General features: G+C 37.1%; 12 protein-coding genes and 2 pseudogenes. 9 read left to right on the forward strand and 5 right to left on the reverse strand.

The genetic code is table 11. The annotated features are described in order from the left end of the window. Positions 1–67 precede the first annotated feature (67 nt). Positions 68–808 (forward strand): hypothetical protein, encoded by a 741-nt coding sequence (locus tag RCG17_RS25435; protein ID WP_308172801.1) that lies wholly within the window; start codon positions 68–70, stop codon positions 806–808. A gap of 32 nt (positions 809–840) precedes the next feature. Here RCG17_RS25435 and RCG17_RS25440 read toward each other — a convergent pair whose 3' ends face one another. Next, complete coding sequence (locus RCG17_RS25440; RefSeq protein WP_308172802.1) at positions 841–2,370, reverse strand: sensor histidine kinase; 1,530 nt, start codon at positions 2,368–2,370, stop codon at positions 841–843. After that, a complete protein-coding gene (locus tag RCG17_RS25445; protein ID WP_374120984.1) occupies positions 2,367–3,044 on the reverse strand; it encodes a response regulator transcription factor in 678 nt (225 codons plus the stop codon). The genes RCG17_RS25440 and RCG17_RS25445 overlap by 4 nt, the downstream gene beginning before the upstream one ends. Before the next feature lie 511 nt (positions 3,045–3,555). Here RCG17_RS25445 and RCG17_RS25450 point away from each other — a divergent pair. Further along, positions 3,556–4,629: a GIY-YIG nuclease family protein gene (locus RCG17_RS25450; RefSeq protein WP_308172804.1), complete on the forward strand. Its 1,074-nt coding sequence runs from the start codon at positions 3,556–3,558 to the stop codon at positions 4,627–4,629. Positions 4,630–4,735: 106 nt separating this feature from the next. Here RCG17_RS25450 and RCG17_RS25455 read toward each other — a convergent pair whose 3' ends face one another. After that, positions 4,736–5,059, reverse strand: a complete 324-nt coding sequence (locus RCG17_RS25455; protein WP_308172805.1) for a BC1872 family protein — start codon at positions 5,057–5,059, stop codon at positions 4,736–4,738. Between the two features lie 224 nt (positions 5,060–5,283). On the opposite strand from RCG17_RS25455, the gene RCG17_RS25460 reads away from it, so the two are divergent. The 7 genes and pseudogenes from RCG17_RS25460 to cydC all read left to right on the forward strand — a co-directional run bounded on the left by RCG17_RS25460 (position 5,284) and on the right by cydC (position 17,034). Next, a complete protein-coding gene (locus tag RCG17_RS25460) occupies positions 5,284–5,457 on the forward strand; it encodes a hypothetical protein (RefSeq protein ID WP_308172806.1) in 174 nt (57 codons plus the stop codon). 70 nt (positions 5,458–5,527) lie between these two features. Further along, positions 5,528–9,028, forward strand: a complete 3,501-nt coding sequence (pglX, locus tag RCG17_RS25465) for a BREX-1 system adenine-specific DNA-methyltransferase PglX (RefSeq protein ID WP_308172807.1) — start codon at positions 5,528–5,530, stop codon at positions 9,026–9,028. Between the two features lie 204 nt (positions 9,029–9,232). Then, positions 9,233–10,626, forward strand: a pseudogene (locus tag RCG17_RS25470) (amino acid permease). A gap of 536 nt (positions 10,627–11,162) precedes the next feature. Beyond that, complete coding sequence (locus RCG17_RS25480) at positions 11,163–12,566, forward strand: cytochrome ubiquinol oxidase subunit I (protein ID WP_308175954.1); 1,404 nt, start codon at positions 11,163–11,165, stop codon at positions 12,564–12,566. Position 12,567: 1 nt separating this feature from the next. Then, entirely contained in the window at positions 12,568–13,581 is a 1,014-nt protein-coding gene (gene cydB, locus RCG17_RS25485; RefSeq protein ID WP_308172810.1) for a cytochrome d ubiquinol oxidase subunit II, read from the forward strand. Beyond that, positions 13,581–15,295, forward strand: a pseudogene (gene cydD, locus RCG17_RS25490) (thiol reductant ABC exporter subunit CydD). Before cydB ends, cydD begins: the two are co-directional and overlap by 1 nt. Next, positions 15,295–17,034: a thiol reductant ABC exporter subunit CydC gene (gene cydC, locus RCG17_RS25495; RefSeq protein WP_308172811.1), complete on the forward strand. Its 1,740-nt coding sequence runs from the start codon at positions 15,295–15,297 to the stop codon at positions 17,032–17,034. The pseudogene cydD and the gene cydC overlap by 1 nt, the downstream one beginning before the upstream one ends. Before the next feature lie 85 nt (positions 17,035–17,119). Here the strand turns inward: cydC and RCG17_RS25500 are convergent, their stop codons facing one another. Both RCG17_RS25500 and RCG17_RS25505 read right to left on the reverse strand, forming a co-directional pair. Continuing rightward, positions 17,120–17,869 carry a hypothetical protein gene (locus RCG17_RS25500; RefSeq protein ID WP_308172812.1) on the reverse strand — a complete coding sequence of 250 codons (750 nt, stop codon included), beginning with the start codon at positions 17,867–17,869 and terminating at the stop codon, positions 17,120–17,122. Continuing rightward, the gene (locus RCG17_RS25505; protein WP_308172813.1) at positions 17,866–18,051 is read right to left on the reverse strand and encodes a hypothetical protein; all 186 of its coding nucleotides are present in this window, start codon (positions 18,049–18,051) and stop codon (positions 17,866–17,868) included. The genes RCG17_RS25500 and RCG17_RS25505 overlap by 4 nt, the downstream gene beginning before the upstream one ends. Positions 18,052–18,118: the final 67 nt, after the last annotated feature.

An 18,118-nucleotide genomic window follows, 5' to 3' on the forward strand; every position in this document is an offset into this window, starting at 1 on the left:
TTGGTAATAATTTACGGACATCCTAAGTTTTGTAAAATCAAACTTTAATCTTTGGGAGGAATTTATTATGAAAAGGATGTCTAATGTTACCCTTTTGGCTGCTGCCCTATTTTTTGTAAGTATTGGTTCAGTCCAAGTGTTTGCTGCAAATAATGAAAATGCTAATCCTTCTCCAGTACATGGTCAATTTGGCCATAAAGGGCATTTTGAGCAAGATCCGGAACTTATAAAAAAGGAAGCAGCCCACCTCGGGATTCAGACAGATGGTAAAGATACCAAAAGTCTTATTAAAGAAATAAGGGAGGCAAGAATTAAAAAGAAAGCCGAATCCCTTGGAATTGATACAAAGGGAAAAGATATGCAGACTATTATGAATGAAGTAAGGCATTCAGTGATTAACCAAAAAGCGAAAGAATTGGGAATTAAAACAGAAAATAAGGATACCCAGACTTTATTCACTGAAGTTCGGGAAGCGATGATTAAAAAAGATGCTAAGGAATTAGGAATTTCTACAGAGGGAAAAAATCTTCAAAATCTTGCAAAAGAAGTGTTTGAAACAAGGGTCAAAAAAGATGCACAGGACCTGGGTATTTCGATCAATAATAAAAACATTCGGGAGCTTGCTCATGAGGTAAGAGAAAAAAGAATTGTTCAGGCTGCAAAAGAATTAGGAATAAATACACAAGGGAAGACAACACATGAAATCTTTAAAGAAATCATGCTTAATCACGGGGACAAGGTGGAAGAGTTAAAATTATTTCCTAATCAAAATATGAAATTTTATTTTTTAGATAAGCCAAAAAAATAAAATAAAAATGGAAGGTTCTTAAGACTTTTCTCTTAAGAACCTTCCACAATTTTGTTATTTAACGGTAAAGTAACTAGAAAAACGGACCCTTCTCCCACTTGACTCTCAACATCTATACTTCCTCCGTGTGCATCTACAATTGATTTAGTTATTGCCAGACCAAGTCCGGCACCGCCATGCTGCCTTGTACGGGAGGGGTCGGCTCGATAAAAACGGTCGAATAAATGTGGTAAATGTTCTGGTTTAATTCCTGGTCCATTATCTTGTATTGAAAGTTCTGCATTTTGATTCGAAGCCACTAAATTTAGACGAATCCATCCTTTTTCAGGGTCTGTATGCTGGACAGCATTATTAAACAAGTTTAGGATTATTTGTTTAAGCTTATCAGCCTCAAAATCCCCGATTATTCCCTCCTTAAGATCAAAATCAACTTTCCGATTACCAGCAATGACATGAAGCTGCGGTACCATCTCTCTCACTAGTTCAAAAAGGTTGACACGGGATACTTGTAACTTAGGGGTCTGGTCCATCTTGGTTAAAAATAATAAATCCTCTACTAATTTAATAATCCGTTTTGATTCACCTTGCATACTGTTAAGAGCTTTAAACAGCTGCTCAGGACAATTCGCGGCACCCCGTAACAAGACTTCAACAAAACCATTGATAGAAGTTAGCGGTGTTCTTAATTCATGGGAGGCATCAGCAATAAAACGTCGCATTTGCTCTTTTGTTTCTCTTTCATACTCGAAGGATATCTCTAATCTCTCCAACATTCCATTAAAGGATTGGGCCAATCGATCGATTTCTTCTTGTCCTTGTTCAACAGGCAAGTGCTCTGCTAAATTGCCGGCATTCGTATTCTTCACAGCGTCCACTATTTTTGATAATGGAATGAGCGTATTTTTAAGAACCCGCAAATAAATGACAAGTCCTGCTGAGAGGGCAAGGACTGATAGGATGATAAAAATAAATAATTGCTGAAGTAAAACATGCTGAAGGGAAGCAGTACTAATGCCCATTTGCAAAATACCACTAACATTGTCTTGATTTTGGTCGGGCTGTCCGTGTACCGGTTTAAAAACAATTAATTGCTGTACTCCTTTTGCATTAGCAGCGATCTCATATTTTGCATGCTTATTATTTGAAAAATTCGTTGTCAGTGAGGCGTAATCTTTTATTGAGAGTTTTGGGGCTTGTAGACTATCATTTCCTAAAAGATCGGTAAAACTTCCATCTTGGTCAATATAAGCTAAGGATATATCCTGCAAAAAAAAGACTTTGTTTTGATCATGTGGAGGTTGATTCTCCACATTATTACTCCGTTGAGAAAAAGCTGGTCCCATATCCCCAAATGTTCCAATATCCCTGGGTAAAGACATCAACTTTGAGTTCAAGGTGTCTGCTTCGTTCTGGTAAAGAAAATCTTTCATAACGAAGTACTGCAACAATCCAATCGCAAGCAGAATAAAAGCCAAAATAAATAATGTCCTTGCCAATAGCTGATAGCGTAACGAATAAGGCAAAAATAGTTTGTGAAAAATTGATTGCTTCTTCTTTTTCATGATATGTCCACCCTGTACCCAGAGCCTCGAATGGTACGAATAACATGATGATCTTTATCATTCAATTTATCTCTTAATGAACGGATGTATACTTCAACGATGTTTTCTTCGCCTTGAAAATCGTAGCCCCACACTCGATCTAGGATCACCCCTTTACTCATGACATTTCCATGATTCATAACTAAAAATTTAAGAAGTTCGTACTCGGTAGGTGATAGTTCCAATACCCTTTCGTTATAAACAAATTCTTTTCTGCGGTCATCCAGCTTGAATGGCCCGTACTTCACTTCACTAAACAAATTAGGAAATTGATTTCTTAGACGTGCCTGGATTCTTGCCAGCAATTCTTCGAAACTAAATGGCTTGATGACATAATCGTCTGCTCCAATCGTTAATCCCTTCACTCGATCTTCCACTTCGTCTTTAGCTGTTAGCATGATAATGGAAGTTTGAGAGCCGCTTTTTTTGAGCATCTTGCACACTTCAAAACCGTCCATTCCTGGCATCATGACATCTAAAATAGCCACATGCGGCTGGAATTCCTGTGCGATATTGATAGCGCTCATCCCGTCAGGTGCAGTTTTAATTTCATACCCCTCATTCATCAATCCCAATTCTAAAAATTGTAAAATATGCGGTTCGTCATCGACAAGTAAAATTCGGATACCTTCCATTGAATTCAATCCCATTACCTCCATTATTTTTACGTAAATAGTATCTTATATAAAGCTGAAATTTACCTGAATGATGCCTGAACTTCAACTTAATGATTGCGTTTATACCATATTATAAACCAGTTTGTAAAAAGAAAAATGATTTTCAGGAAACATTCAGCTAACTCTCAAGTTGGATTCAGCTTGCCAGTACATGAACCAGCAGAATCAGATGAATGGACAAAGTCAGCCAATGAGCCAAAACCTGGCAAATAATCAAACACAGAGCCAAGCAAGTAATAATTCCAACAGGCAATTCCCAGGGCCTGGAGGAAGCAGTTGTTTAATTAATACAAAGTGCTCTATTGTTAACAGTAAAAATGCATTGCGGTGAAAAAAAGTCCCTCATTTAAAAAAATGAGGGACTTTTTTGGTATTTGATAATAGTAGATAGATAAAAGAGAAGCAACTATTGAATATACTAAGCTATAATGAATAAAGAATTACTATTTAAAAGGAATGTGGAGGCCCTATGAATATCAAAGATAAGGTTAAACAACTCCCATCTTCCCCTGGTGTTTATTTAATGAAAGATTCCTTAGGAAGCATTTTGTATGTAGGAAAATCGAAAAATCTAAAGAATAGAGTTCAATCTTATTTTCAAAACTCCAACAATCATTCTAAGAAGGTTGAAAAGCTAGTTCATCATTTAAAGGATTTCGACTTTATTGTAACAGATACAGAGTTCGAAGCATTTATGCTGGAATGTAAATTAATTAAAGAATATCAACCGCTTTACAATAAACTGATGAAAAGTCCAAAATCCTATACGTATATTAGGATTCAAATGGAAAAAGGACTTGAACTAGCTTCTGAAATGAATGAGAATGGCAACGAGCTTTACTTTGGACCATACACAAGTAAAAGTACGGCAGAAAAAGCATTACAAGGATTGAAAGATTTTTATAAAATAAACTGTAATCGTCCATCAAGTAAAAAGCCATGTTTGAACTTCTCTCTTGGTATGTGTATTGGAATGTGTTTTGAAAAATCAGCATTGGTACAATATCGCCACATCATAGATAGAATCATTCGTTTGCTTGAAGGCAGTGATGAGAGTGGCCTTGAGGAAATAAAGCAACAAATGAAGATTGCTTCAGAGAGTTATGACTTTGAAAGGGCTGTTAAGATTAGAGACGATATTGATTCAATTAATTCTCTTTTAAAAAAAGAAAAAGTAATTGAATTTACGAAAGAAAATAAGAATATCGTTATGATTGAACCACTAAAGGAAAGCTTGATAAAACTCTTCCTTATTAAGGGAAACAAAGTTCTCTTTAGCCAAAAGGCAAAAATGTCCGAGCCACTTGGCGATTGGGTTAAGTTAAAAATATTAAACTACTTTAACATAGATTCCCATCCTTCAACAATGGAAATAGGTAAAGAAAATATAGATGAAGCCCAAATAGTCTATAGCTATTTGAGGAACGCATCATGTAAATATTTGATTATCCCTGAAAAATGGCTTTTTACCAAGAATCATTACAAAATTGACAAAGCTCTAAACAAATTTCTAAATGATCCCAGTTTAATAGGAGCTAAATAGAATACTTACAACTATACTTAAAATAAGTTGAAGTATTGGATGATAAAACAACATGACAAAAAAACGCAAGAATATTTCGTCGTGAAATATCTTGCGTTTTTTTATTTTAGCATAATTGCTGCCAAACTCTTGAAGTATTCGTTACAGAATGTTTTTCAATAAGGGAATAGGCTGCATTTGTAATTGCTTGTGATAATGTTTCACCAGTTCCTTTTACTTCGTTAAAACTAACCTCTGATTCTCCATTTGTATGAAAAGTAAAACCATACTCTTCTAACTTTTGAACAATTAGCATTGCATGACCAAGGTTATGCTCAGGCTGGAATTCGGAATCATGTATGAATACACCTTTTTCACAATCATACCATCTGTCCCATCTGTTTAATGCCCAACCTAGTATTCTACGAGCGATTGAATCTGTTTTATTCATATCTATTTGCCCCTTTTCTTGGAAAATTTATTATTATATAACAGTTGTAATTGGTTGTTTATATTATATAACACAGATTCAAAAATCGACAACCCCTTTTTTGATTTTTTTAAATATTTTTTAATATAAGTCTTTTCTGTATTCCGTAGATGAAAACAGATGATTATCTTAATCGATAATAGACAAGAATGAGGAAAGGAATTTATTATGATGAGGTGAACGGTATGAAAGACCCCTTTGAATACTCGGAAATTTTTTACAACGAAGCGATTATGTACTTAGAAACAAAATGGAACCGACAATTAAATGATCACGAACGGCATGTGCTGGTCGAAGGCTATCGCTTTGGAAGAATGATTGAAGCAGAAGATGAAATTAAAATAATATTTACTAAATGATGATAAAATGAATTGGCATTATTCATGCAAGCTTAAGATAGAATAAACCTTATTAGCGGGAGATGTTTGGATGAATAAATCCTCACTGAAAACCTTTGCGGCAAATGCAAGAAAAGAATTATTGAAAAAAATTGAAGCAAAGGCAATGAAAATCGGAATATCCGAAAAAGCAAACAAAAAAGTAGATATTGAAAGTTCAGATGCTATTTTTATTGATGGCAAGCAGCTTTCGAAAGAAGAAAAAAATCAAAGAGACAAATTAATTGAGCGGATTAATCAAATTGGTTTTAACCAAGTAATCGAGGAAGTTGCTTATACTTGGTTTAACCGATTTACTGCACTACGTTTTATGGAGGTAAATGATTATCTGCCAACAGGTGTTAGGGTGCTCTCCTCTTCAAATCCAAATAGTGCGGACCCTGATATGATTAGTGAGGCTTTAGAGTTGGATTTAGACATTGATAAAGAGTTTGTTTACGATTTGAAACTAAATAACAAAACAGAGGAGCTATTTAAATACCTAATCATTCGGCATTGTAACAGTCTGAATACTTATCTTCCATTTATGTTTGAAAAGATTGATGATTATACAGAAATTCTTTTTCCAGAAGGACTATTAACAAGAGATTCATTCATCCGCGAGATGACCGATATCGACGTTATTCCAGAGGATCATTGGCGGAAGGTAGAAGTGATTGGCTGGCTATATCAATACTATATTTCTGAAGAGAAAGATTGCGTGATTCAGGCGAAAAAAAAATATAAGACGGAAGAAATCCCATTTGCAACTCAGCTATTCACACCGGATTGGATCGTGCGATATATGGTGCAGAATTCTCTTGGTCGCTATTGGGTGGAATCACATCCCGAACATAATAATTTAATAGGAGATTGGGACCTCTACCTTGAGGATCCAGAGCAAAAATCAGATTTTGAGGAAAAGCTGGCTCCTTACGTAAATAAAGAATTAAGGGTTGAGGATATCAAGTGTTTAGACCCTGCAATGGGGAGCGGGCATATCCTTGTCTATATGTTCGATGTATTGTATGAAATATACAGTAAATGTGGATACATGGAACGTGAAATTCCAAGGCTCATAATTGAGAATAACCTATATGGCCTGGATATTGATGATCGAGCCTTTCAACTGGCATGTTTTTCTGTTGTAATGAAAGCTCTTGAGTATAACAACCGTTTTTTTAGAAGTATTGATAGGGAAGGTTTGCAGTTAAATCTAGCTTCCATTCAAGAAACAAATAGCTTCCAGGAAGAAGAAATCATCTATCTATCTGGTGAAAACAGTGGAGTAAACTTCGAACTAACAAAAGAGTTTATCGAACAATTTAAGGATGCAAAGACACTGGGCTCTTTAATAAAAGTTGACTTTTTTAACAAAGAATTTCTCACCATGAGATTTGAGAAGATCCAAAACAGTCCCGCTACTGATTTATTTGAGGAAGAGACTCGAAAAAAAATCTTAGCTTTATTACCAATCTTGATCAAACAAGCAGAGATCATGAAGGGTACGTATCATATATTGGTTACGAATCCTCCCTATATGGGAAGTAAATATATGAATCCAGTTTTAATCGATTATATAAATGAACATTATCACGATAGTAAGGCCGACCTTTTTGTTGCTTTTATGGATTTATGTATGAAAAAAGTAACTCCGTCTGGCCAGCTTGGTTTCTTAACGCCGTTTGTGTGGATGTTTATCAGTTCCTATGAAAACTTCAGGGAGAAAATGGTGAAACAAAAAACGATTAGCTCTTTGATTCAACTGGAATATAATGCTTTTCCAGAGGCTTGCGTGCCTGTTGCTTGTTTTACCCTTAGAAATGATCAAAATCCCATTCAAGGTGTTTATATCAAATTATCGGAATTTAAAGGGAACGATATACAACAGACAAAGGTCTTGGAGGCAATCCACAATCCAGATGTAGGTTATCGATATGTCACCGGAATGGAACGGTACCAATTTATTCCTAAATATATTTTGGCATATTGGGCATTTGACAGCTTAATTGAGGTGTTTAAAAATTCAAATAGGTTAGATCAATATTGTGGTGTTAAAAAAGGAATGAGTACTGCCAACGATCATTATTATTTAAAACTATGGTATGAGGTAGATATTCATAAAAGCGGTATTTTTGGATACGAAGATTCCAAGAAATGGTTTCCCATTACGAAAGGCGGGGGATACCGAAGATGGTATGGTAATAACGAGTATATTGTAAATTGGGAACATAATGGTGCAGAACTATTAAATGATAAAAAGGCGTATATCAGAAGTAAAGATTACTATTTCAAAGGTTTTTTAACATGGAGCTACATTAGCAGTTCAAATATTAGTTTTCGAGTTCAAGATGAGAAATATTTAAGTACGGCTGCAGGGCCAATGATTTATTTTGAGAACGAAACAGAAAAATTATTTTATTTGGGTTTTCTTAATACCAACGTTTGTCAATATATTATTAATTTAATTGGCGGAGAAACCCTGACATATGAAATAGGGGAAGTTAGTTCCCTGCCAATAATCGAAGATATTACTAACGCAGAAAAGGACCAAATTGTGTCCTTAGTAAATCAAAATATTGATTTTTGTAAGCTGGATTGGGATTCCAGAGAAACTTCATGGGATTATACTAAGCATCCTTTTTTAGTTCAACCTACACAAACACGGTCATTAAAAACAACAGCAGAAAATTGGCAAAAGCAGGTTAACCTAAATATGGATCTGCTGCAAGAAAATGAACAAAAAATGAATCGATTTTTTATTGAAAAATATGGCCTGATAGATGGACTCCAATCTGGAGTAAAAAGGGAAGGTTTATCGATTAAAGAGGTAAATCCTTCTGAGTCTGTAAAGGAATTTATCTCATATGCCGTCGGTTGCATGCTAGGACGTTATTCGTTAGAGGAAGAAGGACTCATTTATGCTGGGGGAGAGTTTCAGGCTGAAAGATATACAACGTTTTCAGCAGATCGGGATAATATACTTCCGATCTTACCAGGGGCATATTTTGAAGATGATATCGTTTCAAGGCTGATTGAATTTGTTAGATTGACATTTGGTGAAGAACTATTAAATGAAAACCTTGAATTTATTGCTGATTCACTGGAAAAGAAAAAAGGGGAGACAGCTAAAGAGACGATTAGACGGTATTTTTTAAATGACTTTTTTAAGGATCATATACAAATGTATAAAAAGCGTCCCATTTATTGGTTGTTTACTTCTGGCAAACAAAAAGCATTTAATTGCATTATTTATATGCATCGTTATGATAAAACAACATTATCGAGGATTCGCACGGATTACTTGCATGAATTTCAACTTCGTATTGAAGCTGAAAGAAAGTCATTGACCAACACGATTGAAGGTGATTCCACAGCAAAAGAAATCAGCCTAGCCAAGAAAGAATTAAAAGCATTGGAAAAAAAGATTGAAGAGCTAAAAGCATATGATGAACTATTACACCATATGGCCGATCAGCAAATAGAAATTGATTTAGATGATGGCGTCGATATCAATTATGCCAAATTTAAAGGTTTGGTCGTAAAAATATAATTATACGGAAAAGAAACTTGAGAGAGTCGGTTTACCGATTCTTTTTTTCCTATTTGAACTTCATTAAAAGCACACTTTAATAGAATCTTTTTCTTAATGCTAGCAAATAATAACGTTGGCATAAGGTGAAAAAATTCTGTTATGGGAGAAAAGTGAAAAATGGGAAAAAAAAATAAAGGAATGACTGCTGGACATCTCACCATGATGGCCTTAGGAAGTGTAATTGGGGGATCCTTTTTTCTTGGATCATCAGTGGCTATCCATGCGGCCTGGCCGTCTATTTTAATATCCTATATTTTAGGAGGAATACTGGTTTTTTTTATTCTTTATGCTTTGTCAGAAATGACTGTTGCAAATCCAAATGTTGGCTCATTTAGCAGCTACGCAGCACAACAGCTTGGCCCAGGAACAGGGTTTGTTGTTGGCTGGCTTTATTGGGCTGGAACCGTTATTTCGATGTCAAGTGAGGGGACAGCGATCTCGATTCTTGTGCGGAATTGGTTTCCGCATGTATCAATCGGGATAATGGGAAGTTTAATTATCATTGGGGTTACCTTACTTAATCTTTTAGGAGCTAATAAGCTGGGAAAGCTGGAAAGCAGCCTGTCAGCTATTAAGATTTTTGCGATTATTTTCTTTATCCTTACTGCTTTTGTCTTAATCTTTGGCATTCTTCCAGGAACAAACGCTATTGGGGTTGGAGAACTAGTGAAGGAACCTTTAATGCCTGGTGGTATAAAGGGGATTGCTGGAAGTATGCTGCTCGTAGTGTTTGCCTATGCTGGCTTTGAAATCATTGCACTTGCAGCACCTGAAGTAGAGAATCCAATGGAAACAATTCCAAAAGCAATTCGAAACACGGTCATTTCACTTACTGGATTGTATATACTATATGCGTTAGTATTGCTTCCTCTTATCCCTACATCCTCCCTTTATGAGGGTAAAAGTCCAATGGTTGCTTCCCTCAACAGATGGGGCATTACTTGGGCTGGTTCTATCATCAATTTAGTATTGATTTCAGCGAGCCTTTCTGCAATGCTGGCAGCCATCTTTGGCTTAGGAAGAATGATTAGATCACTTGAAAATGAAGGACACGCACCCAGGTGGCTTAATGACAAAAGTGATGTACCGTATGGGGGATCTTATTTTCTGGCATTGCCATGCTTTTAGGATTAGGATTCGGTCTATTGTTTCCAAGGGTTTATTTAGTCTTGATTACTACCAGTGGTTTCACTTTGATATTTACATATGCAGTTATTATGGCAAGTCATATCCGATTTCGTAAACGAATGGGATGTCCTCCTGAAGGTAAGTGTCAAATGCCGGGGTTTCCGTTTACTTCATGGATTGCATTCATCAGCATGATTATTGTTCTTTTAAGCATGCCCCTTATTCCGGGACAAACGACTGGGCTAATTTCGGGGATCGTCATGGTGGTAATATTTTCAATGATTTACTTCGTCATGAAATTTCGGACTGGATCTATTGTTAGAGTGACTCCCGAAAGAGGCTTGGCTGCAAAAAATTATAAACCAAGTTATCAGACTGAGTTTTCTCATGAACTAGCTGAAAACGTAGATAAGAAAGATAAAAATTAAATAGAATGGATCTATTGGACATGGCAATAATATTTTGCTGTGTTTTTTATTGGTCAAAAGTTATTGTTTTTCAAGTAAACAAGGACCTTGGAGAAGGTTTTATTTAATCTAGGTCCAAAGTTCTGAAAAATAATAATGTGACATTTGCCATTGATTTTATTTTGTAAAAAATAATAAAGAAAATTGATTTCTTGACAAAAAGCGCTAAAAAGGCCCGTGTTATTGGCTTTTTTAGCGCCTTTTTTGGAATGAAAGGTCAATGATTTTGATATGTCTAGTATATCAATTCATAGAAATGTCATAACTTCGACAAAAAGCCAGCGTTTCATTTAGTAAATTTTTGATAGTATAGTTAATGTATCCAGTACAATAACAATTAGGTATAAATTGTTATTGTTCAATAATTTATTTAATAAGCCGGCTTTTGTTTTACCAATGTTTTATTTATGCAGTTTTATTATTTGTATCATCTTTGTGAATTACTGAACATAATTTGAACGGCAGAAGAAAGAAAAATGAATACGGAGGAAATGTTAATGGATCAAATATTGTTGGCAAGACTACAGTTTGCTGTAACAACGGTTTACCACTTTTTCTTTGTACCACTTACGATCGGACTTGTATTTACTGTCGCTATAATGGAAACTTTGTATGTTAAAAAGAAAAATGAGATTTACAAAAAAATGACGAAATTTTGGGGCCACTTGTTTTTAATCAACTTTGCTGTTGGGGTTGTAACGGGAATTATTCAAGAATTCCAATTTGGAATGAACTGGTCTGATTATTCAAGATTTGTTGGTGACGTTTTTGGTGCACCACTGGCAATTGAAGCATTACTTGCGTTTTTTATGGAATCAACCTTTATCGGAATCTGGATTTTCGGCTGGGATCGGTTATCTAAAAAAGTGCACTTAGCCTGTATTTGGCTCGTATCTCTTGGAACTGCGCTTTCTGCATTTTGGATATTAGCAGCCAATTCATTTATGCAGCATCCAGTTGGATTTGCAATCAAAAACGGCCGTGCCGAGATGAATGACTTTTTGGCTTTGCTTACTAACGGTCAAGTATGGGTTGAATTCCCGCATGTTATAACTGGCGCTTTATGTACGGGCGGCTTCTTTATCGCAGGAATCAGCGCCTACAAATTATTAAAGAAAAAAGATACAGAATTTTTTAAGAAGTCAATGAATATTGCTTTAATCATCGGGTTGATTGGAAGTATCGGAACTGCCTTAAGCGGTCACGGGCAGGCACAGTATCTTGTAAAAACACAGCCTATGAAAATGGCTGCTGCAGAAGGAATTTGGAAAGATACTCAAGATCCAGCGCCATGGTCAGCTATTGCCATTATTGATTCAGCTAATAAAGAAAACAAATTTGAAATGAATATTCCATATGCACTAAGCTTTTTATCCTATTCAAAATTTGAAGGCAGCTTAAAAGGAATGGAAACACTCCAAAAAGAGTATGCAGCAAAATATGATAGTAAAGTTGGTAAAGACACGAACTACATTCCTCCTGTAAAAACAACCTATTGGAGCTTCCGCTTAATGATAGGTTTTGGAGTAGCGATGATTTTATTAGGGATTATCGGGCTGGTCCTTTGGAAAAAAGGCAGACTTGAGAATAGCAAAACTTTCTTGAAGATTTTACTTCCAGCGATGTTTTTCCCTACTCTCGCAAATTCCTTTGGATGGATTATGACCGAAATAGGGCGTCAGCCATGGAGCGTTTTTGGCCAGATGACTACTGCCAGTGCTGTTTCACCTAATGTTGCTGGTGGAAGTATTCTATTAACACTTATCATGTATGTATTAATATTCACTGTTTTAGCGGCTGCAATGGTTTATTTAATGATTCGTGAAGTGAAAAAAGGGCCAGCAGTTGAGCCGGGTGTTACGAAAAAATCAAAAGATCCATTTGATAGGGTAGGTGCTTAAGATGCAATTAAGTGAATTGTGGTTTGTCTTAATTGGGGTTATTTTCATCGGTTTCTTCTTCCTTGAAGGCTTTGATTTTGGCGTCGGAATGTCAATGCGGTTTTTAGCCAGAAATCAAATTGAACGTTCGATCATGGTTAATGCCATCGGCCCGGTTTGGGATGCAAACGAAGTATGGCTCTTAACAGGCGGCGGGGCAATTTTTGCAGCATTTCCAAATTGGTATGCAACCATGTTCAGCGGCTACTATCTTCCATTATTTGTTGTATTGATGGCTTTAATTGCTCGCGGCGTATCATTTGAGTTCCGCAGTAAGGTTCCAAATTCTCGCTGGACAAATTCATGGGATTGGGCACTGTTTTTTGGAAGTTTATTACCTCCATTTTTACTTGGGGTATTATTTACAAGTCTTCTTAAAGGAATGCCTATTCATAAAGACATGAACATGACAGCAGGTTTCTCAGATTTTATCAATATTTATTCCCTATGGGGCGGATTAACAGTTACCTTGTTATGTTTGTTGCATGGCTTAAACTTTTTGACCTTAAAAACAGATGGGGATCTTCGAGTAAGGTCTGCAGCACTTGCTAAAAAAGTAGTTCTCGCAGTTCTTGGCGCACTTGTTGTCTTTGTTGGATTATCTTATTTCATGACCGATATTTTTGTAGTTCGGTTAGTTCCAGAGCTAATCATCGTTGCATTAATCGTAGTTGTATATGTGTTATCTTATACCTTTATTGCTCGTAAAAAAGAGGGCTTAGCCTTTACAATGACTGGACTGGGCTTAGCATTAACGGTTTCTGCGATATTTGTCGGCCTATTCCCAAGAGTAATGGTTAGCTCAATTAATAAAGCTTTTGATTTAACAGTTTATAATGCTGCAAGTGGTGCCTACTCCTTGAAGATTATGACAATTGTCGTTGTAACCATCTTACCGTTTGTCTTAGGATATACAGTATGGAGCTATTATATCTTTAGAAAACGTGTAACAAATAAGGAGCATCTAACCTACTAATGGATAAGTCATTGTTCTCATACACGGGAATAAAACCAGTACTTGCGGGTCTGACAATTTTAACAGTTTTTCAAGGTGTTGCCATTATTATCCAGGCCTATTATTTGGCAGATTCAATCTCCTCCCTTTTCGGGGGAGATTTGTTTCGTCATGTTAGTGGAAAATTATCTATTTTCTTTTTGGCCCTCGTCATTCGCCAAACTCTTACATTTGTGAAAAAGAAGATTGCTTTTCGTTTTGCAGTTAATACGAGTGTGAATGTTAGGGAATCGGTTTTGAAAAAGTTATTTCAACTCGGACCAGGTTTTGTAAGAGAAGAAGGCTCCGGCCAGACTGTTACTTTAATTATGGAAGGTATTATTAAATTTCGGCGCTATCTGGAGTTTTTTTTGCCAAAATTAATCAATACCTCCGTTATTCCTGTGATAGTTTGTCTTTTCATCTTTTTTGAAAATATTCGTTCAGCCATTATTTTAATTATTGCTTCTCCGATCTTGATTGTTTTTATGATTATTTTAGGATTAGCAGCAAGAGAAAAAGCAAATCGTCAATATGAATCCTATCAAATGTTATCCAATCATTTTGTTGATTCTTTGAGAGGTTTGGAAACACTGAAATATTTAGGATTAAGCAGGAAGCATATTGAAAAAATCCAATATGTAAGCGAAGAATACCGTAAATCAGTTATATCCACTTTAAGGATTGCATTTTTATCAACGTTTGCACTCGACTTTTTTACGATGCTTTCAATTGCGACAGTGGCTGTTTTTCTTGGGTTAGGTTTAATAAACGGAACTATGGATCTGAAACCCGCTTTAACCATTCTGATACTGGCGCCAGAATACTTTTTGCCAATTCGCGAGGTTGGTGCAGACTACCACGCAACCCTTGATGGCAAAGAAGCAGGAAAAAAAGTACATGAAATTTTAACGAAAGATCATCCTCGAGAAATTGAGGAGTCTGTTCCGGTTGGCAGCCAACAAGTATTTTTACGGTAAAAGATATGAGTATGCACTTTGAGGAAAATAGTGGCAATGGCTTGGAAGATATCAATTTTACCGTTTCAGGAACCAAAAAAGTCGGAATCATAGGTGCAAGCGGTGCCGGGAAATCAACCTTGATTGATTTATTAGGTGGTTTTTTCGCTGCAACTAACGGAGAATTTTTGATTGATGGAGAAAAGCTAGGAAGTCTTGCACAGGAAAAGTGGCAAAAGCAATTGACGTATATTCCGCAACACCCATATCTTTTTTCTGACACAGTTTTTAATAATATTCGGTTTTATTTTGAAAATGCAACGGAAGACGAAGTGAAAGAAGCTGTTCATAAAGCAGGGCTGATGGAGGTAATTCAATCATTGCCAGATGGGCTGAAAACGAATGTGGGGGAAGGCGGGCGAACACTAAGTGGTGGTCAGGAACAGCGGATGGCGATTGCTCGGGCATTTTTAGGAAATCGACGGATTCTTTTGTTAGATGAACCGACAGCCCACTTAGACATTGAAACAGAATATGAATTAAAAGAAACCATGCTAAAGTTATTTGAAGGAAAATTGGTTTTCTTTGCTACTCACCGTCTCCATTGGATGCTCAATATGGATCAAATAGTGGTCCTTGATCATGGAAGATTAGTTGAAATGGGTTCATACCAGCAATTAATGGAAAAGCAGGGCTATTATTATAAACTCGTTAGGTCACAATTGGAGGGGTTCTGATGGAGAAGCAAAAGTGGATCATCCCTTATCTAAAGCAATATCGCGGGCTGTTTGCGCTGGCTATTTTTCTTGGAGCACTAACCATTCTGTTTGGCGGCGGATTGATGTTTACTTCGGGCTATTTGATTTCAAAAGCTTCAACCAGACCGGAATCGATTTTAATGGTATACGTCCCGATTGTTGGGGTTCGAACTTTTGGTATTGGCCGTGCAGTATTAAGCTATGTAGAAAGACTGACAGGGCATCACTTTGTGCTGAAGATTCTTTCGAATATGCGCGTTCGCTTATATAAAGTGCTTGAACCACAAGCTGTTTTGCTAAGATCCCGATTTTTAACAGGGGATTTACTTGGCGTTCTTGCCGATGATATTGAAAACCTGCAAAACTATTATTTAAAAACTCTATTTCCAGCGATTGTTTCCCTTGTTATTTATACAGTTATTATTATTTGTGCAGGTCTTTTTTCAATTCCAATTGCAATTCTATTCGCAGTTATCATTGGGTTATTAATTTTTGTGGGACCAATTCTTTCTTATATATACACGAAGACGAAAAATGAAAAAATAAAACAAGGCAGACATTACCTTTATCAGCAGTTCACTGATGCAGTGTTTGGAATTAGTGACTGGATATTCAGTGGAAAATCCTTAAACTTTATCGAGCGGTATGAAAAACAGCAGCAGGAATTACTAAAGATTGAAACAAAGCTTCATTCTTTTGTCAATTGGCGTTCTGTTTTAAATCAAATGGTGCTTGGGATGATCGTTATTATCGCTATTTATTGGGCTAATGATATGACACTTAGCGGGAAGATTCCAGGAACCTTTATTGCCGCCTTTGGCCTAGTGATGATGTCAATATTGGAATCCTTTTTACCCCTTTCAGAAGCTGTAAGTGAAGCGTCAAGCTATCAGGATTCAATCAAGCGCCTGGAAAGTATGGAGTCTCATGAATCAAAGTGGCTGGAAATAGAGGAAAACGATAATGATAATATTGATTTGTCAGAAGTCACGATTGAATGTAATCATATTTCTTTCCAATATTCTTCAGAATCTCAATTAATCAATGATTTTAGTTTAAAGGTGGAACAAGGTGAAAAAATAGCGATTTTAGGACCTAGCGGAGCCGAAAAATCGACTTTATTAAAAATACTTCAGGGGGCACTTGAACCTACCAGCGGTGAAGTTCTCTTAAATGGAAGGAAAGCCAATGAAATTCAACTATCAATCCCAAAAATGCTTTCGGTACTAAATCAAAAAGCCTATCTATTTCACACATCTGTTCTGAATAATATCAGACTTGGAAACCCCGAAGCTTCGGACAAAGAAGTATATGAAGTTGCAAAAATGGTTGGTCTGCATGAGATGATTATTGATCTGCCAGACGGTTATGCCACCAATATGAAAGAAACGGGACAACGCTTTTCGGGTGGAGAACGCCAAAGAATTGCACTTGCACGCATTCTTTTGCAAAAAACACCAGTTGTCATTATGGATGAACCGACTGTAGGTCTTGATCCAATTACCGAAAATAAGTTATTGGAAACCGTTTTTAGTACACTAAACGGGAAAACAATTATTTGGGTTACCCACCATTTAGCAGGTATGGATAAAATGGATCGAATCATCTTTATGGACCAAGGAAAAATTACGATGTCTGGTAGCCATCTACAACTGCTTGAAAATGAAGAAAGATACATGCGTCTCTATGAATTGGATCATCCTTTATATAAATATTAATCATTAGCAAAGAAAAAGCTGATCCCAAAAAGTCGTTTTTGACGACCTTTTGAGTCAGCTTCTTTATCTTAAATACGATGTGTCATCATACAACAGCGGCAGTGAGTGTGCCTTCGATAATGGAAATGGTCTGCCCGCCCGCTTGGCCTGTTCCTGTAGCAACGAGGGTGTATGTGTGGGTACCAGGTGGTGGGGTATCACAGCAGGTCATCGCTGTTGTGAATGGACTACCAGCCATTGAAGACGTGTCTGTTGCGGTGCATACGGTGACACCGTCTCGTTTAAGCTGCAGTATAAGGGTCTGATTGTTGCTCGACGGTATCCAAGTTACATAATCGGTAAGCCATACTGTATTTCCTGCAGCGGTGGTGACCGTAAGGGTTGCAATTGTTTGCGATGTGTTATTGCTTAGTACAGTTGGTGTGACGGTTGTACACGCAAATTGGACTCCTGGACCTGTAGCACCTGTGGCACCTGTGGCACCTGTGGCACCTGTAGCACCTGTGGCACCTGTAGCACCTGTAGCACCTGTGGCACCTGTAGCACCTGTGGCACCTGTAGCACCTGTGGCACCTGTAGCACCTGTAGCACCTGTAGCACCTGTAGCACCTGTGGCACCTGTAGCACCTGTGGCACCTGTAGCACCTGTAGCACCTGTAGCACCTGTAGCACCTGTAGCACCTGTAGCACCTGTAGCACCTGTAGCACCTGTAGCACCTGTAGCACCTGTAGCACCTGTGGCACCTGTGGCACCTGTGGCACCTGTAGCACCTGTGGCACCTGTGGCACCTGTAGCACCTGTAGCACCTGTAGGGACTTTAATAATAACTTTCACTTTACAACAGCAGTTTCTTTTTCCACACTTATTACATCTTCCACTGCTGCTTCGACGATGGCTACTGCTGCTGCATTTGAAGTGTCCACTGCTGCTTTGATGATGGCTACTGCTGCTGCATCTGAAGTTTCCGCTGCTGCTTCGATGATGACTGCTGCTCCTTTTGTGGTGTCCGCTCCCATGGCTTCTGTGCCCGCTACTATGTTTTTTGTGTTTTCCTGAACTTCCTTTTGGCAATTTTATTCACCT

This window comes from Neobacillus sp. PS3-12 (genome assembly GCF_030915385.1).
Taxonomy (GTDB): Bacteria; Bacillota; Bacilli; order Bacillales; family Cytobacillaceae; genus JAEVLT01.